The 25,284-nt window shown below is 53.7% G+C and carries 23 protein-coding genes and 1 pseudogene; 12 read left to right on the top strand and 12 right to left on the bottom strand.

Going from position 1 to position 25,284, the window contains the following annotated elements; genetic code table 11:
* Positions 1-99: 99 nt before the first annotated feature.
* A pseudogene (locus tag ACR0CE_RS17050) lies at positions 100-204 on the top strand (IS30 family transposase); the annotation flags it as partial.
* 105 nt (positions 205-309) lie between these two features.
* Here ACR0CE_RS17050 and ACR0CE_RS17045 read toward each other — a convergent pair.
* The 10 genes from ACR0CE_RS17045 to ACR0CE_RS17000 form a co-directional block, all read right to left on the bottom strand.
* Positions 310-1,095 carry a hypothetical protein gene (locus tag ACR0CE_RS17045; RefSeq protein ID WP_480833285.1) on the bottom strand — a complete coding sequence of 262 codons (786 nt, stop codon included), beginning with the start codon at positions 1,093-1,095 and terminating at the stop codon, positions 310-312.
* 123 nt (positions 1,096-1,218) lie between these two features.
* Complete coding sequence (locus ACR0CE_RS17040) at positions 1,219-2,187, bottom strand: hypothetical protein (RefSeq protein WP_480833284.1); 969 nt, start codon at positions 2,185-2,187, stop codon at positions 1,219-1,221.
* A 290-nt stretch (positions 2,188-2,477) separates the two neighbouring features.
* Positions 2,478-3,083 (bottom strand): hypothetical protein, encoded by a 606-nt coding sequence (locus ACR0CE_RS17035; RefSeq protein ID WP_480833283.1) that lies wholly within the window; start codon positions 3,081-3,083, stop codon positions 2,478-2,480.
* 542 nt (positions 3,084-3,625) lie between these two features.
* Positions 3,626-4,339 carry a hypothetical protein gene (locus ACR0CE_RS17030; protein ID WP_480833282.1) on the bottom strand — a complete coding sequence of 238 codons (714 nt, stop codon included), beginning with the start codon at positions 4,337-4,339 and terminating at the stop codon, positions 3,626-3,628.
* Positions 4,336-5,934 (bottom strand): hypothetical protein, encoded by a 1,599-nt coding sequence (locus ACR0CE_RS17025; RefSeq protein ID WP_480833281.1) that lies wholly within the window; start codon positions 5,932-5,934, stop codon positions 4,336-4,338. Before ACR0CE_RS17025 ends, ACR0CE_RS17030 begins: the two co-directional genes overlap by 4 nt.
* Before the next feature lie 3 nt (positions 5,935-5,937).
* Positions 5,938-6,999: a hypothetical protein gene (locus ACR0CE_RS17020; RefSeq protein WP_480833280.1), complete on the bottom strand. Its 1,062-nt coding sequence runs from the start codon at positions 6,997-6,999 to the stop codon at positions 5,938-5,940.
* 57 nt (positions 7,000-7,056) lie between these two features.
* A complete protein-coding gene (locus ACR0CE_RS17015; protein ID WP_480833279.1) occupies positions 7,057-8,532 on the bottom strand; it encodes a hypothetical protein in 1,476 nt (491 codons plus the stop codon).
* Positions 8,533-8,968: 436 nt separating this feature from the next.
* Positions 8,969-9,544, bottom strand: coding sequence for a hypothetical protein (locus ACR0CE_RS17010; protein ID WP_480833278.1), 576 nt, complete (start codon positions 9,542-9,544; stop codon positions 8,969-8,971).
* A gap of 303 nt (positions 9,545-9,847) precedes the next feature.
* Positions 9,848-11,080, bottom strand: a complete 1,233-nt coding sequence (mobQ, locus tag ACR0CE_RS17005; RefSeq protein ID WP_480833277.1) for a MobQ family relaxase — start codon at positions 11,078-11,080, stop codon at positions 9,848-9,850.
* Positions 11,081-11,383: 303 nt separating this feature from the next.
* On the bottom strand, positions 11,384-11,578 hold the full coding sequence (locus ACR0CE_RS17000) for a hypothetical protein (protein WP_480833276.1): 195 nt from the start codon (positions 11,576-11,578) through the stop codon (positions 11,384-11,386).
* 166 nt (positions 11,579-11,744) lie between these two features.
* Between ACR0CE_RS17000 and ACR0CE_RS16995 the strand changes: the two genes are divergently transcribed.
* Positions 11,745-12,038: a mobilization protein gene (locus ACR0CE_RS16995; protein ID WP_480833275.1), complete on the top strand. Its 294-nt coding sequence runs from the start codon at positions 11,745-11,747 to the stop codon at positions 12,036-12,038.
* Complete coding sequence (locus tag ACR0CE_RS16990) at positions 12,035-12,178, top strand: hypothetical protein (protein ID WP_480833274.1); 144 nt, start codon at positions 12,035-12,037, stop codon at positions 12,176-12,178. The genes ACR0CE_RS16995 and ACR0CE_RS16990 overlap by 4 nt, the downstream gene beginning before the upstream one ends.
* 541 nt (positions 12,179-12,719) lie before the next feature.
* Here ACR0CE_RS16990 and betI read toward each other — a convergent pair.
* Positions 12,720-13,370, bottom strand: a complete 651-nt coding sequence (gene betI / locus ACR0CE_RS16985; protein ID WP_480833273.1) for a transcriptional regulator BetI — start codon at positions 13,368-13,370, stop codon at positions 12,720-12,722.
* 112 nt (positions 13,371-13,482) lie between these two features.
* On the opposite strand from betI, the gene choX reads away from it, so the two are divergent.
* From choX to betA, 6 genes are all read left to right on the top strand, one after another.
* Complete coding sequence (choX, locus tag ACR0CE_RS16980; protein WP_480535150.1) at positions 13,483-14,409, top strand: choline ABC transporter substrate-binding protein; 927 nt, start codon at positions 13,483-13,485, stop codon at positions 14,407-14,409.
* Between the two features lie 17 nt (positions 14,410-14,426).
* Positions 14,427-15,341, top strand: a complete 915-nt coding sequence (locus ACR0CE_RS16975) for an alpha/beta fold hydrolase (RefSeq protein WP_480535151.1) — start codon at positions 14,427-14,429, stop codon at positions 15,339-15,341.
* Position 15,342: 1 nt separating this feature from the next.
* Positions 15,343-16,176, top strand: coding sequence for a choline ABC transporter permease subunit (choW, locus tag ACR0CE_RS16970; RefSeq protein ID WP_480535152.1), 834 nt, complete (start codon positions 15,343-15,345; stop codon positions 16,174-16,176).
* A 3-nt stretch (positions 16,177-16,179) separates the two neighbouring features.
* On the top strand, positions 16,180-17,232 hold the full coding sequence (choV, locus tag ACR0CE_RS16965) for a choline ABC transporter ATP-binding protein (RefSeq protein WP_480833272.1): 1,053 nt from the start codon (positions 16,180-16,182) through the stop codon (positions 17,230-17,232).
* A gap of 62 nt (positions 17,233-17,294) precedes the next feature.
* Complete coding sequence (betB, locus tag ACR0CE_RS16960; RefSeq protein WP_480596603.1) at positions 17,295-18,746, top strand: betaine-aldehyde dehydrogenase; 1,452 nt, start codon at positions 17,295-17,297, stop codon at positions 18,744-18,746.
* Positions 18,747-18,756: 10 nt separating this feature from the next.
* Complete coding sequence (gene betA / locus ACR0CE_RS16955) at positions 18,757-20,412, top strand: choline dehydrogenase (RefSeq protein ID WP_480596601.1); 1,656 nt, start codon at positions 18,757-18,759, stop codon at positions 20,410-20,412.
* 203 nt (positions 20,413-20,615) lie between these two features.
* On the opposite strand, the gene ACR0CE_RS16950 is transcribed toward betA, so the two are convergent.
* Positions 20,616-21,371 (bottom strand): MipA/OmpV family protein, encoded by a 756-nt coding sequence (locus tag ACR0CE_RS16950; protein WP_480535156.1) that lies wholly within the window; start codon positions 21,369-21,371, stop codon positions 20,616-20,618.
* 484 nt (positions 21,372-21,855) lie between these two features.
* Between ACR0CE_RS16950 and ACR0CE_RS16945 the strand changes: the two genes are divergently transcribed.
* From ACR0CE_RS16945 to ACR0CE_RS16935, 3 genes are all read left to right on the top strand, one after another.
* Complete coding sequence (locus tag ACR0CE_RS16945; protein ID WP_480833271.1) at positions 21,856-22,713, top strand: LytTR family DNA-binding domain-containing protein; 858 nt, start codon at positions 21,856-21,858, stop codon at positions 22,711-22,713.
* 37 nt (positions 22,714-22,750) lie between these two features.
* Positions 22,751-23,437, top strand: coding sequence for a Crp/Fnr family transcriptional regulator (locus ACR0CE_RS16940; RefSeq protein WP_480833270.1), 687 nt, complete (start codon positions 22,751-22,753; stop codon positions 23,435-23,437).
* Positions 23,438-23,785: 348 nt separating this feature from the next.
* Positions 23,786-24,823, top strand: a complete 1,038-nt coding sequence (locus tag ACR0CE_RS16935) for a zinc-binding dehydrogenase (RefSeq protein WP_480535159.1) — start codon at positions 23,786-23,788, stop codon at positions 24,821-24,823.
* Positions 24,824-25,284 lie beyond the last annotated feature (461 nt).

Here is a 25,284-nt window from a genome sequence, read left to right as displayed (position 1 = left end):
CTGAGAAAAGAAGAAATCCAAACCGATCAGCAGGAGCAAAAAGTAGCTTAAATTACACCGAAATCTGTCCAAACATTGGGGAGTTGCTCAGATCATGAACTGAAAATGATCTGTGACCGCCTCAACGCGACGCCCAGAAAATGTCTGGGGTGGAAGACGCCAGCAGAGGTGTTTCGGGAAAAGATACTGGAGGAAATGCAATGACGCCCCTACCCTGACACCCAACAGGAGTCGCGCTTCAGGTGTCGCTCACAATCGACCGCCTGAGAATCGCGGCACAACTACCACTCGTTTCCGAGCGAAATTGCTTCAGTTCAGGCACTGCGGGTTCTGCATCGTTCGAGCAACAATTAACCCGCTTTCTAACGCTTCCATGCACCTTTCGCGGACTTCTCCGGCAAAATCTTTGTCTTGCATGTCCTGCGCCAACTGCTTGAGGTTGTCGAGCTCGGCCTTAAGCGCTTCCTCCTCGTCGGCAAGCGCAGTCGCCGTGTCCAGCTTTTTTCGAGCTGTGTACGCAGCGAGAACGATGCCAACGGAACCTACAATCTTTGCCGCACCCTGTGAAAGAGTCGCGGCCTCAGTGCTTAGAGCATAGGCGTCGTCCCCAGCCGCACTGAGTACCACGCCGACACGATTGATACCCACGTCAGTAGCTACTTCCATCGCTTCAGGTGCCTGAACGGCCGTTAGTGCGTCGGCCACCATAAAGACGCCCGCCGTCGTCACTGACGCGACTAAGAGAGGACCCGTTGCGATGCCGCCGGCGGCAAAGGTGAAACCGATTGCTATCAACGCATTCAGTGTCGCAAGATAGGCATTGAGCTGCGCGCGATCGGCCAGAACGGATGTATCAGCATAGGTCTTCTCAAGCTTGGCAATCTCTGCCAAGAGATCTTGAGCCCGGCCTGGAGCTGTTGTGATGGCCCAACCGCCGGCACCTTGTTTGGCATCAGCCGCAGTAATGATCATCTGATCGATTGCGCTACAGGTTACGTTGGTGTCTTGCGCCAACAAGCGAAATGGGCAAAGTGCAAGAGTAGCTGTACTGGCTACAAAACTCCGGCGGTTTATCATTCCGTCGTTTTGAGACATTGGAAATTTCCCCTATTGTTAATATGGGCTGTAATTCATTGATTTTGATCGCGAAAGTAGTGAGGTCAAGCCGCGGATCGAAGACCGGATCATTCCTGATGACCTGCCCCCCTTTGTGCTCTCTCATTTGACTCCGTAGGTGAAAGTGTTGTTCATCAAGACTGCAATCTTATTTCTGGTAATCTCAAAAGATGATCGTGCGGACTGCCTCTCCAAAAAAGAGATTGCGCTGTCCCTATCGAAATTTTCCTCGAATAATTCTGAACAAAGGACTGAATGACAATTGAATATCTGACGCTTGAACTCGAGTCGAGCCCACGCCAATAAACTATCAGAATCCACTTCGGCACTTGCCGATACTACTTTGACTTTTGAGTTTTTAACTGCTTTACCCCAAATTCGCGCCAACTCATCCAACATGCTTTCAGATTCATCTTCTGGAATCCTCTGCAGAAAGGACTTAACTTCAGTCAATAAACTCTGATCCAAATTAATACTAAATTTACCGACGTCAGCATTAGCAACATAGGATAAATTTGGGACCAAGAAAGTCGCGAGAAAGCTTTCCAGCTCAAATTTCTGTAAATTGCAACCTCCAGCCACATTCAACTGGGCCACAATTGGCAGGTACACCTCTTCAGTTCCGGATAGCTCGTCAAATCGCCAAACATAGATATTCTTACCGTACGATCCTCTAATGAGGTCCGGTGTCGATCCTCTATTGAGGTCTCTTGAGACGCCATACGAAAGCAAAGGCCGACGCGCAAATTCAGAAACCACACCAAACGATGCTAACTCTTCGTCCGCATGTTCTTCAAATACCGATATCGCTAGTTCGCGAATCACGGAGTTCCCATCGTTGAGATTGTACGACGTATTCAGAGCCTGCCAATCATCCAAAGCTGTGGGAAGAAGCGAAATTTCTCCGAAAACCGTTGCTCCTGGAGTGCCATAATACAAATCTTCGTCAGTAGTCAGTAGATCTTTGGCAATCGATATTTTGGCATTTTCCTCAGATATTTTGTCCGCCTCGAAGTTCCCATCTAGGACACGCCTCGCTAAGCGAGCCCGACGACTCCTTACGTCTTCCATAGCCTCTCGCCACTCGAAGTACGCGTTACAGGTTTGGAGGCTTTCGAAGGGATCATGCAGTCTTGTATTCGTTATTGCCAACCTCGGCCCGAGAACAAACGCGGTTCCACATTCCTGATTGTAAAAAACCAAACTCCCCGAATGTTCACTGGGAGGTCTGACTGGAGCAACCGAACAATGCTTAGGAGGCGCTAACAAGTACGTCTCTGCCAAAGAGGGGCCGACAACTAAGAACGGCGGCAGGCTCATTAATAGCCTAGTGATCATATTACAAAGCTTCACGACAATAATCACTCAATTCGTGCAAGGAATGGAGAACGTGAAAGTGACTTTAGGGACGCCCAAAGTGCTTCAGACTCCGGCCTTGCAGGCAATTTCACTTCACGCAATTCCTCCAAATAAATAGCTGGACGGACAGAAACCGAGTTAAAGTCCTGAAGATTTAGACGCTTCCGTGCTTCCAGTGACCTATAAAGACGCTCGCAATTGCCTGCATTAAACTTTAGAAAGAGTTCCACTAAGTGCGCCCGCTCAATTTCAGTGCGCTCCCCGAAGCGACAAAAATCAAGAAAGGCCGCGCGTCTGCAGTTTGCGCCGCTGATAAGTGTTTCGGCAGATCGCCAATTTCCAGTGCTTCGGTTTAAGGATGATATATTTTCGTTACTCGTTACGCTTTGCGAAGCTCTGATGAAGACACCAAGCGCGGCCGCCTGTGTCTCGCCAATTTCCAGATAAGTATCAGGGTTGTCGGCGACGGCGCGAAATACGACACCTTCACAAAATATGTCAAACTGACTTTGATTCAGAATAACAAAAGAAGCAGACCTTCTATCTGCAGAAACTCTCGAAACTGTTCGAACGTCCACGTCCTCTATGATTGCCTCATCGCTATACACCTCGGGCTTGAGAGCGGGTGTGCATCCAAAAAGCGTTAACAGAGTGAGGATCCAGCAGTATCGCCACATATAGCTATCTTTCTCTAATTAACTGTAAGAGACGAGGTCGAATTCCGCGACAGTCGAAATACCTCTGCAATCCTATGGCGAGTGTAGGTTCTCGCCCCCGAATCCAGAGCAGCCTCCCATCTCTCCCAGTAGACACTTGAACAAAAATTGCCGGTATATTGTCGGTGAACCTAGGTTCAAATCGATGACTCACCATTGTTTTCGAAAGTGATTGTTCTCCAATTGATTCTACAAGGGCCGTGGTTCCTGTGAAGAAGAACTCGTCTCCGCGCGCCCTCAAATATACCTGTACCCTTCTTGTACACTGAGATGTGCATTTCCTATCTGTTTTTTCCGTATGAATATTTATCGTACATCCATATAAGTCTATACGTCCTTCATTTGCTGCCAAGACGGAGAAGAACTTCTCACTTTCCGCGTTTGCTTTAGCGGGCGCAATAAGCGCAACAAGCATCAAGAGTACAAACAAATGACTAATCGAATTCGGCATGAACAATATCCTGCTTCAAATCCGAACTCCGATCCCTTTTCTGCGACCACTCAACCTCGAAGTCATTCGCCGTCAAAGGGATATCCTGAACCAACATGAATGAAACGCGTTTATATTGCAATTCTGCGAATGACGTTATGCCTGCCAACACAGCCATTTGCAGTGAGCCACTGCAGGCATCTTGGATTTCGATTAAGAGGTGAATCTTCTTGAAAGTGCAGTCAAGACGAACAGCATTCATGGTCGCAGACTGCGCTCCACCTACGAGAAATAATGCGTTGGTCGGGTTTGCACAATCCATTTGACGAAAGGAGATGGTAGCAAGCCCAACGGCTCGCTCAGCCTCATTTGATGTCAACGCTCGATACACTCGCGCGAATTCGGTAGCCTGTTCGAGGGAAGCAGCACTAATTTCTGAAAGTCTAATCTTAGCCTTTCGTGATGAGAGCGCGTTTATTGCCTCGCACTGGTACTTGGAATTTCTGAGCGGACGAATCTCTGCGCGAATAGAGATATCGGCTGCTGACGCAGGAGGGGCTTCCGCAGTTACTTTGCAATTCTCTACGCTTAGATTGAATCCAGCAAGGTCGCAGGGTTCCTGTGTCTTTAAATCAGCAGCGTGACTGCTGACTGGTGCCATATTGGACGCCAAAACAATTATCCACAGCGCCGATTGTATGGCGCTTGGAAAACTCATTGGGATACCGGCTCAAAAACCAAGTCAGCCGTTAGCGTGATTGGGTTTCCTGACTCGAAAACCTCAGTCGATTGAACGCCTAAGGACTGAACAAATTGCTGTCTAGTGTTGGACCCACCAAAAATCTTGTGCGCTACGTCCAGTACTGCGGCGCCAACTTGACAGTACACGTTTGGACACTTCCTTAAGTTCTCAGCTGCCACCGGAGCGCCGGCAGTTGCAGGCGCGGGGTTTTGCTTAGGGTCTACACCCACGTACTCAGGATTTAGGAAACTCAGAGCTCTTTGGATAACCCTATCGCGCATCGCACTTTCAAGGGCGTCTATTTGATCTTGCGTCAGAACTCCAAGCGTGTTCTCTACCGAAACCTTTAGGATGCTTTCCGCCTCAAGTGTCTCAGAAATTGATTTGGAGGTAGAGGTGCGAAAGAAACCGTTTCTGGAGGTCGTTTCAACCACCAACTCGTAAAACTTATTATAATCCATCTCCACATTTATTCGAGCAGTGGCGATCGTACTATAGTCAACGTATGCCTTTGCGACTATGTTTGCCGAAAGTGCCTTGGCAATTCCAGATAAATCACTTGGCGACGGAACTGAAAACCCAAAGGCCTTGCAGGCAGCAACACTGTCTAATTCTAATTTCGCGGCAGCTGCATTTGTGAATTTTATTGCATCACTAGACTCATCGACGTTTAGCCCTGGCACCACTAGTCGCGCTCGACCCGACACCTCATAGTCGTTGGTTGCCGTTGCGTCGGCGGCGTGAAGCGATCCACCAATGATCGGCATCGCTACAAAGCTGATTCCATTACCAGAATTTAATTCACTTAGCGCTGCAACGTCTTCGTTAACAGTTGATTTCAAGGTGGCAGCTATCGTCGCTCCTGCTTCGGACCGAAGCTCCGCAAGCAATGATTTAGCTTCTGCCAACTTGGCTGGATCGATTGTAGCGCTTGATAGCTGGGCTTTAGTGCCTTGCATCTCGCTAAGTCGCTTCCTCATTTCAGCTGTTGACTTGGTAAGGCTCTCAATGAGACTGTTGAGCGCGTTGCTCTTTCGGATAGCGGCAGAATGCTCTCGTTCCGCTTTTGTCATCTGCGTCTGCAGATTCAAGCAAACGAAGCTTGTATCCGCCCCATCGGGACATTCCGTCGCAAATTGGCTCTCATTTTCTGCTTTCTGATCCGCTAGCTCGGAGACTGACGCATTTAATGCGGTTTGGGCTAACTCGAAAGCGCTCAGCTTTTCTTCGCTTTGGTCGATCTCACTTACAAGCACCGACATCGCGTTTGTCAATCTTTTGGATTCCTGTTCTCGTTCCTCAACAGATCCAAAGGTACCCATACTTGCGTCGAGTATCTCTACAATTGAATTACAAGTTGCCTGAGAGACCGATATTGTAGCCCCGGAAACGGCCAGTTTGCCCACACCTGACGGGATCACGTACCCTGAGGAACACTCCTTGTCGAACAAGACCAAGCTATTTGATGAACTCAGGTCTGCATTGCTGCAGGTCTTGAAGAGTTCCGGAGGACCGGCATGCGCATAGCCCACCACCGTGAAGGAAATCAGTGAAGCTGCCAAAAGTTTCATAGACTAGTCCTCTTTGACCTGCTCTTGAGAAATGCGAAAATTGAAACCATACAACACGCCGGTCGGGGATAATTCTCGAACTGCGGCGTTTTCAATGACGCGCTCGGTCTCCTCCGGCGTCAGTTCAGCGGTTCCACTCGTACGCGACACTTCTACCCATGCGCTTGCTATCGACGTCCAAGCCGAAACTCCTTCATCGATATCAATCAACGTGTTGCCGACCGGGCCAGCGAAGCAGAGATTCTTACTTCCCGATGGTCCAATAAGCCAACCGCTTTGGTCGGTACCTGCCTCGGTTGCCGCAACGCCTATCAAGAAAGAGAAACCACCTACATCATTCAAATACTCATCGACTAGCTCTGACCTACTAAAGAACTCATTTATCCTGCTAATTCTCCTACGTAGGCAACCGATATCGAGCCTCCAAGAAGTCGCTACTCGGTCGTATGTCCGCAGACGCAAGTTAAACTCTACCTGATAGTCCTCTGCCAAAAGATGCGCGCAAACAGTTGCCTGGTCCGAACTAACAAATGTTAAGCGCCCCGTGCCCGAGTAGTTAGCTATCTGCTGAGCGTCATTGAGATCAAAAAAACTGGAGAGAGCATTTCGAAGGAAGGCCTCGTCTCTGGATTGAAGCTTTTCAGAGAACTTTGGCACATCAACGCTTGTATCTAGCTGGATTAACTCCGGGAAATGAAATGTCTCGTTTGCATCAATTGAAAAGACAACATCATTTCCAGAAGGCAGCGCAGTACGTAACAGCGAAAGCCACTCTTTTCCTAGACCCTCTTCATCTCTACTCTCCGACAGCAAGAACTCTAACGTGAAGGGGCTAACTGCGTTTTCGAATATTGCTTCCGGGTCGCCTTCGGAAATCTCCACCAAAGCAATGCACTTTTCGACCTCTTCATCTCTCGATGCCGGCCCAGACATTTGTATGACAGCCGATCTCGTTCGAGAAGCGACGTCGACAAGAAGATTTTCGCTCGACAGCGCATCTTCGATCGTAGTCCTCAATTTCAATGCCGTGGCGTCTTGGGATGAAGCAGGCGTAACAGCTGCCATCGCCATTGCAAAAGTACCTGCGAAGAAATGGGAGTACCGATTCAAGAGCGCTACCATCTACTGTGCTGCCAAGCTTGAGTTCCAAGGAACAAGAATCCACGAACGCAGACGCGTTTCAGCATTGCCTGAGAAAGATTGGACGATAACGTCCAAGGCCTGTTGCCGTTGCGTGGTATTCTGCAGAACTCTTACGTCATATGCTTGGTCGAAGCAGCGCGTGCGCCGTCCAATGCCAAGGAAACCACCGCTTCTTCGGCAGACCTGCCTCGTCCTCTTGATGGTCGTGTAGCTTTCTACGTCTGCGACTTCAGGTAGCTCAATCGGTCTGCCGCGCGATTTCGTTGCAGTCTGGAGGAATTGGTTCGCCATATCCATTAAGACCGTTTGAATGAAAGAAGCTTCAATACCTTCCACACCAGACTGTGAGAGTGAGTTTCTTAGATCATCATCAATGTTCACCTGAATCGTATCTGAACTACGTTCTGTAAAAAACTTATCGGCCAGAGAGGCGGCATAATATGTTCCACGTCTCTCGCTCACTAACGACTCAAACGCGACACGAGCGTAATCTCTATTGATAGAAACCGAATAGCTTCCAAAGGTCTTCAATGCGAGGCTCCAATTCAAGCTTGGTACGAGAAAACTCGCAGGGTTATTTTCAGAGTTTCTTTTATATCCACAGTAGCCCGCTTTATTTAAGGTTATTGAGCCGGTTAGTGCCCCGCCACCAAACTCCACCGTGTTGAGGTTTGAGCTCCGTACAGCTCGCGCAGTTGGGAAGAAAATGGGAACGGCGTTCTCATCAGTCAGAGTTGAAGCGTCAGAAATGGGTGTTAACCCACTCACTGTATAGTCAATATACGGAACGCGGCGATCATTTTCATAAAGACCAAAAATCTCTAGTTCCTCAATCGGAACAACTTCTTCAAAAGATAAAAGCGCTGCAGCTGTTGGTAAAGGCAGGAAGTTCCACTGGTCGCCAGGATTGGACTCCTGATACTTTCTTACCTCTCCCGCCCAGTCTTGACCAAGCGCTACAGCAATTCTTGCGCCAAACACCTCGTACTCGTTGTCGAGCGCCTCTCCCGCAATTTCGCCCGCTACGCCTAAAGCCGCCCTCCGTTCAGCAACTTGCGACACGTCCACTTCTCCGGTCGCGATCCCTTTCGCGAGTTTCGCCTTCTCAGATCGAACGATATCCATCGCTTCCAAGAGCTCACCTAGAGCAATGCACTCATTGTCGGATATTGCTGTAAATGATGCGGCAAGTTCCGATGTTATCTCGTCCGGTGGCCCGACGTAGACGGTGCCACACTCGTCTGACGGGTAAATCCGACTTGTCGAGTCTTCCGGCACTTTGACCTGACGAGGATTAAGTTTACAGCCCGTGTCTTGCAGAAGTGTCGTCGGAGCGGTCAGAAATGGATCAGCCGCTTCGACGTTTTTCGTGCTGGACAAAATTAATACTGAAGCTGAAACGAAACAAATGAATGTTTTGAAAAATGTTTGGTCGGCATCAGAAAATCGTAACATAGCTCAATGTTCCTAAATTGATTTTCAACTTACAAGGTAACCAGAAGTCATCGTCCAATCAATAGAGTTGAAAGTCACCCTCCTACTGGACGGTCATGCTTTGGGGTCATCATTCCTTTTGAAATGGACGCGAAGGAATGTGATTCTGCTCAATATGCAGACCAGACTGGATCAATATGGCCAAGGTATAGCTTCAGTATTAAGCTTGTTAGTATGCTCTGGAGCCGTGACTTGCTCCAACGCTATTCCCAGTATTGGCAAGACCTGGGTTCAGCCTCGAATAAGTTTGACCCAGACTTCCAGCATACTCTTTTTTCCTAATCACCGTAGACACACGCTACAGGCGTATCAGCCTTGGATTGGTTGACCGGCGTAACGTGGATATCCGTTTTTGGGATACGAGATACCAGCAAGCATTGTATGTGAAGGTCGCATCTCAGTAGGTGGTGAGAAGTTCTATTTTCTGGTTCAGTGCATCAAATATGTCATCCCGCGCACTCTTAGCAGCGACGGAGTCAAGCTGAGAAGCCAAGATCATGATCTCGCCCAGAGTCCTGGTCAAGGGTTGATAGTCGATTTCACTATCTATCCGATCTAGCTCCCAAATGATTGACAACGTAGTTCTTTCCTTGAAGGCTGGCGATATTCGCAACATATCTGTATCATTCAAAAGTGTGTTTAAGATGATACTGTAGTTTTCTTCGTTCATGCCTCTCTGCAACATCTCCATGGCAAACTCCAAGCGAATTGCACCTTGGTTTTCCAGCTGTTCAATAAGTGAATTTCGTTCAAATCTCGCCTGAGATTTTTCTGAATACTGCGCGTACGCAAACCCAACCAATCCAACAACTATCGTAGACATCGCCCAAAGTGTGAATGGTTGGTTCAGCTGTTTCCAAACTTTTGTCTTTCCAGTTTGAATAACATTTTCTTCGAGTTTAGCACGTACTTCTTGGCGGAAGACTTCTTCGGCGTGAAGGCGATCTTTTTGATCTTCTGATAGTTCAATCATCTTAAAGGACCCTTGTTTTCTGGAACTGTGCCTCGGATATCCCAAAACATGCAGGCCCGCCGCAGCTGCGTTAATACCCCGGCGCATCGGAGCATTGTCCGTCGTCAGACATGTTGAGCCTTGGCAGCGCGGTCGCGGATTTCGCCTTGTCGACTGACACTGGTCTCCAAATCTGTATTGAAAACTAAAAGAACCACCCCGAATTCTTGGAATCAATTTTTTTGAACTGGTTTAGGTACTAAGGCCAGCCAACTGGGAACAAAACTCACAGCGCTCGAGGTCCGAGTGCCGCGACCTGAGATATCATATTTCATAAGTCGATCCACGATTGATGTCATGATCCTTATCCTGCCCGCACTCGTCCTCGATCTCCAATGTCTCACGTGGCTTGTTCAACACGCCTTCCAGCCGATCACGGATTAACGATTTGTCCGCGCCTTCATCGCCCTCATCCATTCCAACCTCTTCCGACCGGCCCAGAGTTTCACGCAGCCGCTCATTGACGTGCCGCAAGTTCGAGGGTTCTTCGACACTCAGCCCACCGACCTCTGGTTCCTCGCGCCCAACAATTCGCGCTAACCGGTCTCGAATATCACCGCCGCCACGATCTGCACTCCGGTCCCTGCTAGCTGCTGCTCGAAGCGCAGCCAGACCGGCCGACACGCGCCCCTGCCCGGCCTCACGCTCGGCCCCATAAGTGTCCCGCGCCAGCTCCAGACGTTCCCGCATGTCGACAAAGAGCGCCCGCACCTGGCGGGCCGCATGAACCGCCCTGCCCCGCTCGGTGACAGGGTCATAGTCGCGGCCCTCACGCTCGGCCGCACGCATCTCGCGGCGTTCCATCGCATTGGCCACCGGTCCCAACTTGACCTCCGGATCACGGTCCAGCTCCTCGGCCTTCAGCGCGTCGCCCTGGCTCAGAGCCTCCTCACGCTGCGCTTCCAATGACCGGTGATCGACGCGCTCCACCTCCCCCACCCGTTCAAGCGCGTGGTTCTGCAATTCAGCCCAGACACCGCGCATCTGCTCGATCTCAACGCCCCCGGTCTTCGCGGAATCGAGAACACGGGTCTTGGCCGTGAACCCCTCCGGTTCCAGCTTCCGGGTGGTGGTCAGAACATGGGCATGGTGATTGCGCTGATCCCCTTCCCGGTGCGGCGCGTGGATCGCCACATCCACCGCTACGCCGTAGCGGCTGACAAGTTCCTCGGCAAACCGGCGGGTGATCTGCGACCGGTCCTCGGCGCTGATCTCGGACGGCAGGGCCAGCTCCCACTCGCGGGCGGTGACGGAGTTGCGGCGGGTCTCGCTCTCTTCGGCAGCGTTCCAGAGCGCCGCCCGATCCTGCGCCCAGGACGGCGCATGTTCGGGCGTCAGAATGAAGGTCTCTTCAATGCCACGCTTGGCGGTGTAGTCATGCATCCGCCCCTCGCGTTGGCACTCGATGCGCTCCCCCGCACGGTACGCCGCCGCCGCGGTCGAAGACCGTCCCGCGCTGCGTTTGATCGTCTTCACGGAGAGGTGGTAGCTGGCCATGCCCCATACCCTGCTCCGTGAAGCGAAGAATGCTGATGCGCACCGCTACTGACCCAGGCCCATGTTCCGGCATGGTCCAGCGGGCCAGTAGCCTTTTTCCCGCAGGCCCGACCCCCATGAGGCTGGGGACGGAGGGAAAAAGACAGCCCGGACGAAGGGGTGCCAAGAACCACTGAGGCGCAGGCTTGCCGATGCGTTCCACCAATATCCCTAGCCTTATGGGGGGCGGGAGATTGGCGGCACACATCGGCGGTTTGCCTGGGGCAAACCCGGCGGAGATCAGGGACGGTGTGCCCGTTGGCACTAGCAGCCCCACAGATCGACGCCATCCGGAACGGCAGCCCCGAAAACAGACCAGCCCCCACCATGGGGCAGCGGTCGCGATTTTGGAACTGCCGTTCCGGCCGCGATCCAACCGCGCAGGTTGGCATGGGATGGTTTGGAAGGGGCAGCACGTCCTTCCATGTCGATGCGCTTCGCATCGAAGGGGGTGGCCATCGGCCGGGGCGTTGCCCCAGAGAGATCGCACGCAAATCTTGGAGCCACAGGCGGAGAGTTTGCATAAGTGCGCCCTTGTCCTTTACAGGCCTACGGGTACGCGCAAAGGACGAGTTTATCAATACATGATTCAACCTTAGATTATTTTCCAAGCAAGAGCAGTGATATGGCAGAGACAGAACTCGAACGCGCCGAGAAACGGTTTGCCCAGGCCAAGGCCCGCCTTCAGGCCGTGCGCAACCGGGAAGCCACCAGACAACGCAAGCTGGATACACGGCGCAAGGTGATACTGGGCGGGGCGCTCATGGATCTGGCCGAACGTGATGCAAGTGCTGCGGCAATGATGGAACGGTTGATCCGGAACCTCGCGCGGGACCAGGACCGCAAAGCCTTTGCAGATTCCGATACCCCCTCCCCGGCTCCGGCATCCGCTTCAGAACATCCGAATGGTCACCGATGAGTTGGGCGTTCACTGCGTTTCGCCTTCTGGCCGGTATCGGGTTGATCGTATGGACGGCTCCGTTCGTACTGTTTCTCGCCGCCGTCTATCTGCTTATTGCCACTTTGATCGGGACAGTCGTTCTGGCTCTCATCCTGTGAACCGGCATGCAAAATTGACCCCTGTACTGGGGTCAATTTTGCATGCCGGTTCACAGATCACACGAGTTGATCACCTTCGAAGAAGGTCGGACGGTGCGGAATCTGGATAGCTTTCAGGCGGTTCAGGTCCAAGAAATTGCCAAAGACTTCAATTTGGATGCTGAAGGGATCCGTGAAGAACTCGGGCTCAGCCCGGATCAAAAAGTGTGGATTAGGTATCTCTGAGTTTAGGCCACATGCGCCGTTTGATTTGCAATGATGCGGACGGGTGCAAGTTTCACATAATTTCGCCTACGCGCCATTTGGTGGCTGACTTGCAAGCTTCAAGTTAGGTTGAAGCGGATGCGAGTTTCGAAATTGTTTTGCATGTGTGCCGCAAAACAGGATTAGGCATGATTTATTTGAAAGGCTGCCACTTCTCGAAAAAAGCGGTTTTTACGCTGTCTACTTCCAATTCCGATATACAGTGTCTTACTGAAGCCTAGAGGAGATTAAAGAATCCAATTCTCAGTATCTCAGCAAAAGCTACCCAATCTTTGATCTAGACTTTGCTCGCCACAAATGCCTGGGCGATGGTGCACATCTTTTCCCTGGCCGCCATTCGGTCCATGTCATTTGGAAAGCTTTGTTCAATCACAGTTTCAATCTGAGTCATTGCTTCGTCCCGGTTGAGCCCGCCAATCTGCAAACCGCAGCGCATCCATAACCCGTCAATCAGCAAGCTGACTGTATGCGCGGTAACATGGGCCTTTACCGCTTCTGCCCCGGTCTCCTTCAGCGCTGAATAGAGGTTGCTGTGCAGGCGGTGATAAATCGCGTTTTGCAGGCGTTGAAATTGGGGGTTGTGCGGAACCTCGGCACACATGGCAATCCATCCATGCGCGACCTCTGGTCTGAAGGTGGTAGGAGAGAAATTCGCTTCGATAATTGCATAGAAGCGTTCCCAGGGCGTCGCTGCCAAAGACAGGAAGGCGACCGCCTCTTTGCGCAGCGTAGCATTAGCACGGCGCATGGCGGTTTCGATGAGGGCCTGTTTGTTCGAAAAATAGTGCAGCACGCTGGCCTTGGAGGCGCCGGTATGCTCGGCGACACGCTGCAAGGTCGTGCCTTGCATACCGTGTAAGGACAGCACTTCGAATGCTGCGGCAGCGAATTCTTCACGGCGAATTTCGGCAATGCTTTTACGTCCCATTGGGCCCTCTTTTTGACCGAGAATAGATTTAGTTGACTCTGCGGTCAATTTAAACGTATGGTCTGTTTATTGACCATAGGGTCAGTATAAAGACCACTGGGAGGAATTACGAATGCAAATGACACTCCGCAGCGCAACCATGGCCTCCGTACTGGCCGTTTGCGCCCATCAAGCCGCCGCCAATTGTGACACTGTGCGTATGGCCGAGCCAGGCTGGACCGATCTGGCCCTGACAACCGGTGTCGCGAGTACCGTGCTGGAGGGTTTGGGATATACGCCGGAAAGCGATGTTCTGGGTATTCCAGTGATCTATGAATCAATGGTCGGCAAGGATCTGGATGTATTCCTGGGCTACTGGGACCCGGCGATGGAAACCTATTATCAGGCCTATCGCGATACCGGCGACATCGAGACGGTGCACCAGAATCTGGAAGGCGCGAAATTCACCTTTGCGGTACCGAAATACGTCTACGAAGCGGGCGTGACCGATTTTTCACATCTGGTGGAAAACGCCGACAAGTTCGACAGCCAGATGTACGGGATCGAACCCGGTTCGAACGACATCATGCTGGACATCGTAGGCAAGGACGCCTTCGGTCTGGGCAGCTGGAAAGTCGTCGAAAGCTCGGAACAGGGCATGCTGGCACAGGTCAAGAAGAACCAGCGCAAAGAAGACTGGATCGTGTTCCTGGCATGGGCGCCGCACCCGATGAACACCCAGTTTGAAATCGAGTACCTGACCGGTGGCGACGAATTCTATGGCCCGAACTTCGGTGGCGCAACCGTGCATACCCAAGTGCGTAAGGGCTATCTGGAAGAGTGCCCGAATATCGGCAAGCTGGTAACCCAGATGACCTTCGACATCCCGATGGAAAGCGAAGGCATGGGCTATATCCTGGAAGATGGCATGGACCCGAACGAGGCTGGTGCCGCGCTTCTGAAGGCGCATCCCGAGTATCTGGACGCTTGGCTTGATGGCGTGACCACCTTGGATGGCAGCAGCGGTCTGGACGCAGTCCGGGCGCATCTGGGCCTGTAATCAAAGCGGGGTGAGCGATGCCTATCCAACAGACAATCGCCGGAAACTGCCCCATCTATGTCGAGATGCACGGCGACAAAGCCGCGCCGTGCATCGTGATGATCCTCGGGCTGGGAATGCAGCTGCCGGAATGGCCCCAGGGCCTGATTGACAGCCTGGCCCGGGACTTTCACGTCGTTTGCGTCGAAAACCGCGATATGGGGCGGTCTGGTCGGGCAGGGCCGGATATCGACCCCGAAGCCTTCAGACTGCTGGAATCGCAGCCAACCGTACACCGCTCCCCCTACACGCTGTTCGACATGCGCGACGATGTCCTGCGCTGCGTCGATGCCCTGGGCGTTGATCAATTTGCCGCGGTTGGGTTTTCCATGGGGGGCATGATCGCCCAGCTGGTCGCAGCCAAGCTTGGTTCGCGCGTCACCGGGTTGGCACAGATCTGCAGCAGCGCAGGCGAGGCAGAAATCCCAGCGCCGCCCGGTGCATGGGACCGTTTTAAGCGCACCGCGCGCCCGTTCGTATCTGAAACCGAATTTGTCGATTGGTTGACCGATGACCTCATCTGGTGGTCCGATCCGACACCGCTGACCAAAGAAGACGCCCGCGCGACGGCGCTGGACATGATCCAGGGCGGGTTCTCGTCCGGGGGATATGCCCGGCAGTTGCTTGCGCTCAATGGGTCCGGCGACCGGACGCCCGAACTAAAGTCGATCACGGCACCAACCCTGATCGTCGCCGGTGCGCAGGACCGCTGCGTGATGCCCGAAAGCTCGTATCAGGCGCATGCGCTTATCGCCAATTCCGAATTCGTACTGTGCGAAGACATGGGCCATGCCCTGGATCCGCAGGCCATCAAATATCTCGAAAACTGGCTGAGGAAGACACTTGACCCTCAGGACCAGCAAACAACGGCACATGCAGGAGGGAGGACCTGAAATGGAGTGGTTGGAATCCTATAAAATTCCGATTGGGAAATGGGCAAAGATCTTTGTCGAATGGCTGACCGATAACTTTTTCTGGTTTTTCGATGGCCTTTCCGCAGTTCTTGAGGGGATCATCCTCGCCCTGCTCTGGTTGCTGCAAGCACCAAACACCTTTGTGGTGATCGCGGTTATAACCGCGCTGTCCTGGCTGGTTCGGAAATCCATTGGCTTTACCCTGTTCACGGCGCTTGGGCTGCTGCTGATCGTCAACCAGGGATACTGGGTCGAAACGACTGAAACTCTGGCGTTGGTCTTTGCTGCTGCTGTGGTCTGCATGGGGTTGGGCGTGCCGCTTGGCATTGCCGCCGCTCGCAAACCCTGGCTGTACCGGATCATGGAACCCATCCTGGACCTGATGCAGACGATCCCCACATTCGTCTACCTGATCCCGGCGCTGATCCTGTTCGGTCTGGGTATGGTGCCCGGCCTGATCGCCACGGTGATCTTTGCCATACCCGCTCCGATCCGTCTGACCCATCTGGGGATCACCTCGACGCCCACGTCACTGATCGAAGCCGGCAAGGCCTTTGGGTCGACCCCGCTGCAGCTGATGTGGAAGGTGGAACTGCCTTATGCGCTGCCACAGATCATGGCCGGTCTGACGCAGACCATCATGCTGTCACTGTCCATGGTGGTGATCGCCGCCCTTGTGGGAGCCGACGGCTTGGGTGTTCCGACGCTGCGGGCGCTGAATTCGGTCAATATCGCCAAAGGGTTCGAAGTCGGCATCGCAATCGTTCTGGTCGCCATCATCTTCGACCGGATGTTCAAAAGAGGGAGCCCGTGACCGATGACTGACACAATGGTACGTTTCGACAACGTGAACATCGTCTTTGGCAATGAACCGAAGACCGCCCTGCCGATGATGGACAAGGGGATGTCGCGCGCGGAAATTCAGGAAGAGACCGGACAGGTTCTGGGCGTTCATGATTGCTCAATCGATATCAAGAACGGCGAGATTCTGGTGCTTATGGGCCTGTCGGGATCCGGTAAATCAACCCTGCTGCGGGCGGTAAACGGGTTGAACCCGGTGGTGCGCGGCAAAGTTGAGGTCAACACCGGAAACGGCCTGGTGGATATCGTGCAGGCCAACGAAAAGGCTCTGCGCGGAATTCGCCGGGATCGCGTTGCCATGGTCTTTCAGCAATTCGGGCTGCTGCCCTGGCGCACTGTGATCGACAATGTCGCCTATGGGCTTGAGGTCGCTGGTGTCGACAAAGACGAGCGTCTGCGACGCGCCCGCGAACAGCTGGAACTGGTGCATCTTGAGGATTGGGCCGACCGCAAGGTTCAGGAACTGTCCGGCGGCATGCAACAGCGTGTGGGCCTGGCCCGCGCCTTTGCCACCGAAGCGCCGATCCTGCTGATGGACGAGCCGTTCTCGGCCCTTGATCCGCTGATCCGCAACAAGCTTCAGGATGAATTGCTGGAGTTTCAGCAAAAGCTGGGCCGTACGATTGTTTTCGTCAGCCACGATCTGGATGAGGCGCTGAAAATTGGGTCTCGCATTGCCATCATGGAAGGCGGTCGCATCGTGCAATGTGCGGAACCTCAGGACATCGTCCTGAATCCCGCGACGCCGTATGTCGCCGAGTTTGTGGCCCATATGAACCCGCTGAACGTCTTGCGCGCGATGGAGATCATGATTGAGCATTCCGGCCCCGTTCCTGCGGACGCCCGGGTTATCGCTGACACGACGCCCCTAAAGGACATCATTTCGATGCTCATAGAAGAGCAAAGCGAAATCATTGTTCTGGGGGCGGACGGGCCAATCGGCAAGATTGACGTCAAGGCCGCGCTGAGCTGCCTGTTGCGCACACAACAGGCCGAAGTCGCGGCGTAACAACCGGCGCCGGGGGCTATCTCTCTGGCGTCGCTGACCAATTTGCATCGGAGGTGTCGACCATGATCGCGCAACCCACTGCCAGCCATTTCGTCAATGGGGCTTATGTCGAGGACGAAAGCGGAGAGGCGCTGGATGTCATCTATCCGGCAACCGGCGGGGTGATTGCCAATCTGCACGAAGCATCGGCCGAACTCGTTGATCGCACCATTGCACAGGCGCGGGCAGCACAAAAGGACTGGGCTGCGATGTCCGGCACCGAGCGCGGGCGCATCCTGCGCCGGGCCGCCGACATCATGCGCACGCGCAATCACGAATTGTCAGTGCTAGAAACCTATGACACTGGCAAGCCGCTGCAGGAAACCACTGTCGCAGATGCCACGTCGGGGGCCGATGCGCTGGAATACTTCGGCGGGCTGGCCGCCAGCCTGACCGGCGAACATATCCAGCTGGGCGAAGACTGGGTCTATACGCGGCGCGAGCCGCTGGGCCTGTGCGTTGGTATCGGCGCCTGGAACTACCCCACCCAGATCGCCTGCTGGAAAGCCGCGCCCGCGCTGGCCTGTGGCAATGCGGTGATCTTCAAACCGTCCGAGGAAACCCCGCTATGCGCGCTGAAAGTGGCCGAAATCCTGACCGAGGCGGGCCTGCCCGCTGGCCTGTTCAACGTGTTGCAGGGCCGGGGCGAGATCGGCGCGGCGCTGGTCACGGATCCCAGGGTGGACAAGGTCTCGCTGACCGGGTCGGTCCCGACCGGGCGCAAAGTCTATGCCGCCGCCGCCGAAGGCATGAAACATGTCACCATGGAGCTGGGCGGCAAGTCACCGATGATCGTTTTCGACGACGCTGATCTGGAAGAGGCCGTCAGCGGTGCCATTCTGGGGAATTTCTATTCCTCAGGTCAGGTCTGTTCCAACGGCACCCGCGTGTTCGTGCAGAACGGCATCAAAGAGGCGTTTCTGGCCCGCCTGCAAGAACGGCTGGCCGGTGCCATCATCGGCGACCCGCAGGATGAGGCGACGAATTTCGGCCCTCTGGTCAGCGCCCGTCAGCTTGAGATTTCGCTCAGCTACATTGCCTCGGGCAAGGAAGAAGGCGCACGGCTGGTCTGTGGCGGCGAGCGGATCGACAAACCGGGCAACTGGATCACGCCTGCGGTTTTCGCCGATGTCAAAGACGACATGAAAATCGCCCGGGAAGAGATTTTCGGACCCGTGATGGCAGTGCTGGATTTCGACACCGAAGACGAGGTGATCACCCGCGCCAACGCCACCGATTTCGGTCTGGCCGCCGGGGTGTTCACCAATGACCTCAAGCGCGGTCACCGTGTGATCGCCCAGCTTGAAGCCGGCAGCTGCTTTCTCAATTCCTATAACGATGCCCCGGTCGAAGCGCCGTTTGGCGGCGTCAAGCAATCAGGCGTGGGCCGGGAAAACTCGAAGGCCGCGATCGAACATTACAGCCAGGTCAAGTCGGTCTATGTCCGCATGACCTCGCTCGAAGCACCGTTCTAAGGAGGATTCCATGGAGGCAGATTTTGTCATAGTTGGTGCAGGGTCGGCGGGATGCGCCATGGCGTACCGCCTGTCCGAGGCCGGATCATCCGTGATCGTCATCGAATATGGTGGCACCGATGCGGGCCCGTTCATCCAGATGCCCGCGGCCCTGTCTTATCCGATGAACATGTCGATCTATGATTGGGGCTTTTCGTCCGAGCCCGAGCCACATCTTGGCGGGCGCGAACTGGCCTGCCCGCGCGGCAAGGTGATCGGGGGATCGTCGTCGATCAACGGGATGGTCTATGTCCGGGGCCATGCCAAGGATTTTGATCACTGGGCCGACAGCGGCGCTGCGGGCTGGAGCTATGCCGACGTCCTGCCCTATTTCAAGCGGATGGAAAACTGGCATGACGGCGGCCATGGCGGCGACCCAGAATGGCGCGGCAATGACGGCCCCTTGCATGTCACCCGCGGCCCGCGAAAGAACCCGCTGTTCCACGCCTTTGTCGATGCCGGGAAGCAGGCCGGGTATCAGGTCACCGGCGACTATAACGGGGAACAACAAGAAGGCTTTGGCCCGATGGAGCAGACCGTCTGGAAAGGACGGCGCTGGTCGGTGGCAAATGCCTATCTGAAACCTGCCCTGCAACGCCCGAACTGCACGCTGGTCAAGGGGCTGGCAAACCGGGTGATCATCGAAGACGGCCGGGCAACCGGTGCCGAGCTGCAACGCGGATCGAAAACCGAGACCATCCGCGCCAAACGCGAGGTGATCATCTCGGCCTCGTCCATCAATTCGCCAAAACTGCTGATGCTGTCGGGCATCGGACCGGCGGCGCATCTGGCCGAACACGGGATTGATGTCGTCGCGGACCGCCCCGGCGTGGGTCAGAACCTGCAGGATCATCTGGAACTGTATCTGCAGATGGCGGCCAGCCAACCGATCACGCTGTACAAATACTGGAACTTGTTCTGGAAAGGTGCGCTGGGTGCGCAGTGGTTGTTCACAAAGACTGGCCTGGGGGCATCAAACCAGTTCGAAAGCGCGGCCTTCATCCGGTCGGCAGCGGGCGTCGATTATCCAGATATCCAGTACCACTTCCTGCCGATGGCGGTACGCTATGACGGTCAGGCCGCTGCCGAAGGGCACGGTTTCCAGGCGCATGTGGGGCCCATGCGATCGAAATCGCGCGGCACTGTCACCCTGCGCAGCGCCGACCCCAAAGAGGCCCCCAAGATCCTGTTCAACTACATGAGTCATGAGGATGACTGGGCAGAGTTCCGGACCTGCATCCGTCTGACCAGGGAAATCTTCGCGCAGGACGCGTTCAAGCCTTATGTGAAACACGAGATCCAGCCCGGAAACGCGGTCCAGAGCGACGACGAACTGGACGATTTCATCCGCCATGAGGTCGAAAGCGCCTACCACCCCTGCGGTACCTGCAAAATGGGGGCTGCAGATGATCCGATGGCCGTTGTCGACCCGGATTGCCGCGTGATCGGCGTCGAGGGGCTGCGCGTGGCCGACAGTTCGATCTTCCCGCGCATTACCAACGGCAACCTGAATGCCCCATCGATCATGACCGGTGAAAAAGCGGCGGACCACATCCTTGGCAAGCGTCTGGCACCGTCCAATGCCAAACCCTGGACCCATCCGGATTGGGAGAGCAGTCAGCGTTGATCTGGCCTCTCCTGCGGCGCGTCTGATGCTCCTCCCCACATTGCAGGCGCGCCGTTTTTTGGCTCACAGTACACAGTACGCCTGAGGACGGAGGATGTGGGTTCAAAAGCTGGTCGCCCTATGCGATCGGATTTACCTGCGCTCAGAACCACGTATGGTCGGGAACCGACCGGGCCAACACATGGCAAGCCCGGTCCGAGGGATCAGAAATTGAACATCACACCGAATGTAGCGCTGTAGATATTGTCTTCATCCACGATCGGGCTGTTCGAAACATCGCTGGGCAGGAAGTCGGCGCGCAGACCGCCCATCAGGGACCAGCTTTCGTTGATCGGCCGCACCATGCGGGCTTCGACAAACGGGATGATCACATCGCCGGGCGCATATTCCGGGCGCCCCGGGCGTGCCTCATCCGCGGAAACCCCCCAGACATAGCCGCTCAGATCTTCGCTCTGCCAGCCGGCACCGGCGCGCAGTTGCAGCATCGACTTGCCGATCTGCGTGCCATACCCGAAATCAAAGATCACTTCCTGACCATCATGCTCGCCCGTGACTTCCTGACGGAAGCGCAGGCCGGTATTGAAGCCTGCACCAAGATCATAACCAAGGATAAGTGCCAGATCCCCGGTAATCTCACGGTCAATCCCGTCAAGCTCGTCGGCATCGGTGTTGAACAAACCCGAGAAGCGAGGCAACAGGCCGACGGACAGTGTATAGCCGTTGCCCTTGTAAGCTTCATATTCAAGACCCAACGTACCGATGGACAGCGGACCTGTCTTATATGTCACCAGCGGATAGGGTTGGACCTGCGTTCCTTCACCGATATAGGGGTTGTTTGCGACACCGGCGATTACACCGATCTGCCAACCATCTGGCGGACCGCTGTCCTGCGCGGCACCGGAAGAGGCCAAGGCGGCAACGGCCAACGGGGATAGGAACACTGCTCGACAGTTGATCACGGAATCTTTCCTCTGCGTGAGATTCAATTTTTGGGCGTTTGTGTTGACCGATCTTCTGTGCCGGCATCGAACGTGGTCCAGACTCAAGCAATCGGTCGAGGGGTAGAGAACTCTAAAGTGGTGGGTTTGGCGACATAAATGACAAACGGTCAGATCCAAGTTGAACCACCCGACAAATGCAAAAACTCAGCCCGGGTATTCGAAGACTAATTTTCATCTAGATTAACCTTGTTTTGGCACAAAGACCTGCGAGTGCGCGTCGTCAGCCATCGCCGCGTTGAGTTGTTTAGTTCTTGGCGTCAGCTAGTTGCATCAAATACTCAGTGCACGTGCAAGTTCGTCAACACGCGCCAAATATACGCGAATGGTCTGTGGTATTCGTAAGCGGTATGTGTGCAACCGTTGGCGATTAGGTGCGTTGTTTTCCTGTTTCGCAACACTTAAATATTCACGCTGAGACTCTTGATCCAGATCCAGCGATTCCATGACAAAACCCGTTCAACTCTACGGCACTTTACCTCAGACCGTTCAAAACGCGTTGATTTCAATCGTGTCGTTTGAGGGTTTGACAATTTGGAAGCTCATCCACTTCGTGGGCTGGTTCGTGGGCGGCATGGGTCTTCTTTTGACAGTGTTCGAGACTGGGCCCTATTCAGATTTGCAGATGTGGGCGGCATTCCTGATGTGGTCGGCGCTGCTGTTTGCAGGCAGTGCAATTTTGATCGGGGTCGCCGTTGCCAGCATCCTTGCCGGCCTTAGCATGCCCTGGCCTTTAATCTGTGCGGTGCTTTTTCTACCTTTGTTGCTGGCCCCCTTTTCTCTGCTGATTGGTCTCATGTCGGGAACAGATCGGCTTTCCGGCTCTCTTTCCAATGGTATTGTGATCAGCCTGCTTGACGAAGCCACCAATCTGGCGCTGCCATCAGTATTCCTGTCCTCAGCGCTTTGTGTGTTTGCTGTCTGGTTCGGCAAACTTCTGCAGGCCAATAGTGACAATAGCGGTGAGAAGTCAGAGGAAATCGTCCAACGACCGCGTCTCAGAGAAGCAATCCCGACTTTGCCAACCCGCCTTGGTGAAGATATTGTTCGGGTCGAAGCGCAGGACCACTATATCAGCGTGTTCACATCATCCGGACAAGCGACGTTAAAAATGTCGTTCTCCGATTGTGTTGACCGATTGCAGGATTTCAGCGGTGCGCAATGTCACAGATCGCATTGGGTCAGTTTCAGCCATATCCAGGAAATCCACCGCTCAGGAAGCGCTTATACCTGTATCCTACGCGACGGAACCAGCATACCGGTCAGCCGCAGACGCCGATCTGCACTAAATGTTTCGCCTTAATTTTGTAAGCTCTCAAAACATCTGTTGTTTGTCGGGCTTGTATGCCGCTTTCTGCGCGGATCCAGGCAGCCCGGTGTGGATTCTGCATCTGGCGCAGGCCGTCGCCATCATCCTCTTTGAAACTCTCTTTCCTTATCGTATGTTGAAAGGTAACTACCCACGCTTTGAAAGAAGACAGCGAAGAATGCGAATTTCGCCAGATATACGGACGAAATATCTCCAATCGCTTCGTCGCATTGAAGTAGGCAAAAAGGAAACTCTTCTTTTGCAGGGGGAAATTAGCAATCTTGCCTACATCGTTGAAGAAGGGTGCCTACGTATTTGGCATAACAATGATGGGACGGATGTTACGCTTCAGTTCTTCTTTGAGAATGATATTGTTTCTTCGCTTGAAAGCTTTTTTCACGGTCGCCCGAGCAAATTCGGGATCGAGGCCGTTACGCCGACGGTTGTCAGAGCTATTGAGCGAACCACATTTAATAAACTGATGGCCCACTCGACAGAGTTCAGAGAGTTCATGTTCCGCGCGCTCGTTGATCGCCTTACTGACTACCAAAACCTTTTCCTCAATCGGATTATGGATAACCCAGAAAACCGATATCGCCACCTTTTGGAACACTCTCCTGAGCTTTTGGAAACGGTGCCGCTGCACTATTTGGCATCGTATCTGGGGATCACTCCAGTATCACTCAGCAGAATCAGAAAAAAGGTTGGCTTTCCTTAACAAATGATAACGCGGGTCGGGTTGAAATTTGGCATATTCCCTTAGTCGGAGATTTTAGATCTGACTATTTGGACTTGCACTCACTTGTAAACTGAAGAGCAAAACATGCATGAGCCCATTCAGCATGCGAAGCAGCTAAAGTTCCCGGAAAGAGGCATCTCATTCAGTGCGACAATTAGGATCGTCGCCTGTAGCGCATCGAAGTTGTTCACACGGTATCGCACCGGGGGGCGGGGATACTTGGTATGGTCAGCCTTTTCCTCTGTTTCTCGCGTGAAGCCTGAATCCGTCTCGTGCCAAACGTCATAAAAAATCACACGTGAACTTTCTTGTAGGAGACTTCATAGCATGAACACCATGCATGCATGGGTTGCCCGTTCTTACGGCGAGCCAAAAAATGTTCTTAACCTCGAAGAGGTGACAATACCCGAACCTAAGGGGAACCAGGTTCTTGTGCGAATTCTGGCATCCTCGCTAAACCCTATCGACCTGAGAATGGTACAGGGTTACGGATCACGGTTGCGGCGCCTGGCCGCGCCGGAAGAATTTCCCTTTATCGCCGGTCGTGACATCGTGGGAGAAATCGTTGCCATGGGTCCGGAAGCAATCAAGTTCAAAGTCGGTGACAAGGTCGCTGGGGTAAATGATATCAAGGAATCCGGCGCCCACGCCCAGTTCTCTGCAATCACCGAAACTTGTTTGGCGGCGGCACCGTCCAATGTTTCTCCTACCGAACTGGCTTCAATTCCGTATGTTGCCATGACAACCTGGAGTGCCTTGGTGGATCGGCTGAAACTCGATCCCCAAAACGCATCCGATAAACATCTGTTTGTCCACGCGGGTTCAGGTGGCGTTGGTAGCTTTGCAATACAATGGGGAAAATCCCTTGGAATGAAAGTTTCGACGACTTGTGGACCCTCCAACATTGGCTGGGTCAAAGGCCTGGGCGCGGACGTTGTTGTTAACTATCGCACGCAGGACTATCGCGAAATCGTCAAAGACGTAGACTTTGCCTATGACACGCTCGGCGGGTCATATGAAAAGGACACAGCAGCCCTGGTTAAGGAAGGTGGCGGTTACGTTTCCATCGTACACCAGCTTATGCCCTATACAGACCGCAGCGGGCTCGTTATCGGCGGGCTGCATGCTCTAGGGCGAGTTTTGAGCAAGAAAGTTCGCTATGGCCTGTCAGGTAAAAAATACGCTTGGTCCATCGCACAGCCCAATGAAGAAGGTATCGAGCATATAATGACTAAGGTAGCTAGCGGCCAAATAAAGCCTGTAATTGATCGCGAATTATCGATGGCGGATATCATTGACGGCTACGAGCACCTTGGCACTGGTCGCGCCAAAGGAAAAACCGTTTTGAAATGGCAGTGTGCCTGACGCGGTCCGCTCTGAGCTGACACTCTTTACGCTGCGGACAATGGCTCTTCTCTTCCGCGGGGCCATTCCTATACCGGTGGTCTCCATTCGATGGATAATCCCACCCACCAAAAAGTTTCAGAATGAGCAGTCAAACCCTTAAGGAGCAAAAGACCACCAACTGATCTTCCTACACCATTGCATAAAAGGGGGATCACCATCGATTCTATTTGATCTTGGTGCCGGAGCCATCGCCCGAAGTGAAATCGTCAATGCATCGCGATACTTGGACTGCGATGTTTGGCAACGATGGATCGGATAAGACCGCCGACGCCGTGTCGTGCGCCAGATAGACTGTACCATGTCACTCAGGCAGTCACTTCCGGCGAGAGGCTTTGAAAGGTAAGTTGCAGAAACCCAGATTCGGGATGCCCTCATAAACAATTCCCTGATCTTTGGTAAACCTGTCACCTTGGCTTTCG

It is taken from the genome of Ruegeria sp. L11, assembly GCF_056531755.1.
This window is presented reverse-complemented; position numbering and strand designations above follow the sequence as displayed.

Bases quoted from the DNA above. Each gene is read 5' to 3' on its own strand.
- ACR0CE_RS17040 (WP_480833284.1), bottom strand. From the start codon at position 2,187: ATGGAAGACGTAAGGAGTCGTCGGGCTCGCTTAGCGAGGCGTGTCCTA.
- ACR0CE_RS17020 (WP_480833280.1), bottom strand. From the start codon at position 6,999: ATGGCAGCTGTTACGCCTGCTTCATCCCAAGACGCCACGGCATTGAAA.
- betI (WP_480833273.1), bottom strand. From the start codon at position 13,370: ATGGGACGTAAAAGCATTGCCGAAATTCGCCGTGAAGAATTCGCTGCC.
- ACR0CE_RS17030 (WP_480833282.1), bottom strand. From the start codon at position 4,339: ATGAGTTTTCCAAGCGCCATACAATCGGCGCTGTGGATAATTGTTTTG.
- betB (WP_480596603.1), top strand. From the start codon at position 17,295: ATGATCGCGCAACCCACTGCCAGCCATTTCGTCAATGGGGCTTATGTC.
- ACR0CE_RS16990 (WP_480833274.1), top strand. From the start codon at position 12,035: ATGAGTTGGGCGTTCACTGCGTTTCGCCTTCTGGCCGGTATCGGGTTG.
- choV (WP_480833272.1), top strand. From the start codon at position 16,180: ATGACTGACACAATGGTACGTTTCGACAACGTGAACATCGTCTTTGGC.
- betA (WP_480596601.1), top strand. From the start codon at position 18,757: ATGGAGGCAGATTTTGTCATAGTTGGTGCAGGGTCGGCGGGATGCGCC.
- ACR0CE_RS17015 (WP_480833279.1), bottom strand. From the start codon at position 8,532: ATGTTACGATTTTCTGATGCCGACCAAACATTTTTCAAAACATTCATT.
- choX (WP_480535150.1), top strand. From the start codon at position 13,483: ATGCAAATGACACTCCGCAGCGCAACCATGGCCTCCGTACTGGCCGTT.
- choW (WP_480535152.1), top strand. From the start codon at position 15,343: ATGGAGTGGTTGGAATCCTATAAAATTCCGATTGGGAAATGGGCAAAG.
- ACR0CE_RS17025 (WP_480833281.1), bottom strand. From the start codon at position 5,934: ATGAAACTTTTGGCAGCTTCACTGATTTCCTTCACGGTGGTGGGCTAT.
- ACR0CE_RS16995 (WP_480833275.1), top strand. From the start codon at position 11,745: ATGGCAGAGACAGAACTCGAACGCGCCGAGAAACGGTTTGCCCAGGCC.
- ACR0CE_RS16935 (WP_480535159.1), top strand. From the start codon at position 23,786: ATGAACACCATGCATGCATGGGTTGCCCGTTCTTACGGCGAGCCAAAA.
- ACR0CE_RS17010 (WP_480833278.1), bottom strand. From the start codon at position 9,544: ATGATTGAACTATCAGAAGATCAAAAAGATCGCCTTCACGCCGAAGAA.
- ACR0CE_RS17000 (WP_480833276.1), bottom strand. From the start codon at position 11,578: ATGGCCACCCCCTTCGATGCGAAGCGCATCGACATGGAAGGACGTGCT.
- ACR0CE_RS16975 (WP_480535151.1), top strand. From the start codon at position 14,427: ATGCCTATCCAACAGACAATCGCCGGAAACTGCCCCATCTATGTCGAG.
- mobQ (WP_480833277.1), bottom strand. From the start codon at position 11,080: ATGGCCAGCTACCACCTCTCCGTGAAGACGATCAAACGCAGCGCGGGA.
- ACR0CE_RS16945 (WP_480833271.1), top strand. From the start codon at position 21,856: ATGACAAAACCCGTTCAACTCTACGGCACTTTACCTCAGACCGTTCAA.
- ACR0CE_RS17045 (WP_480833285.1), bottom strand. From the start codon at position 1,095: ATGTCTCAAAACGACGGAATGATAAACCGCCGGAGTTTTGTAGCCAGT.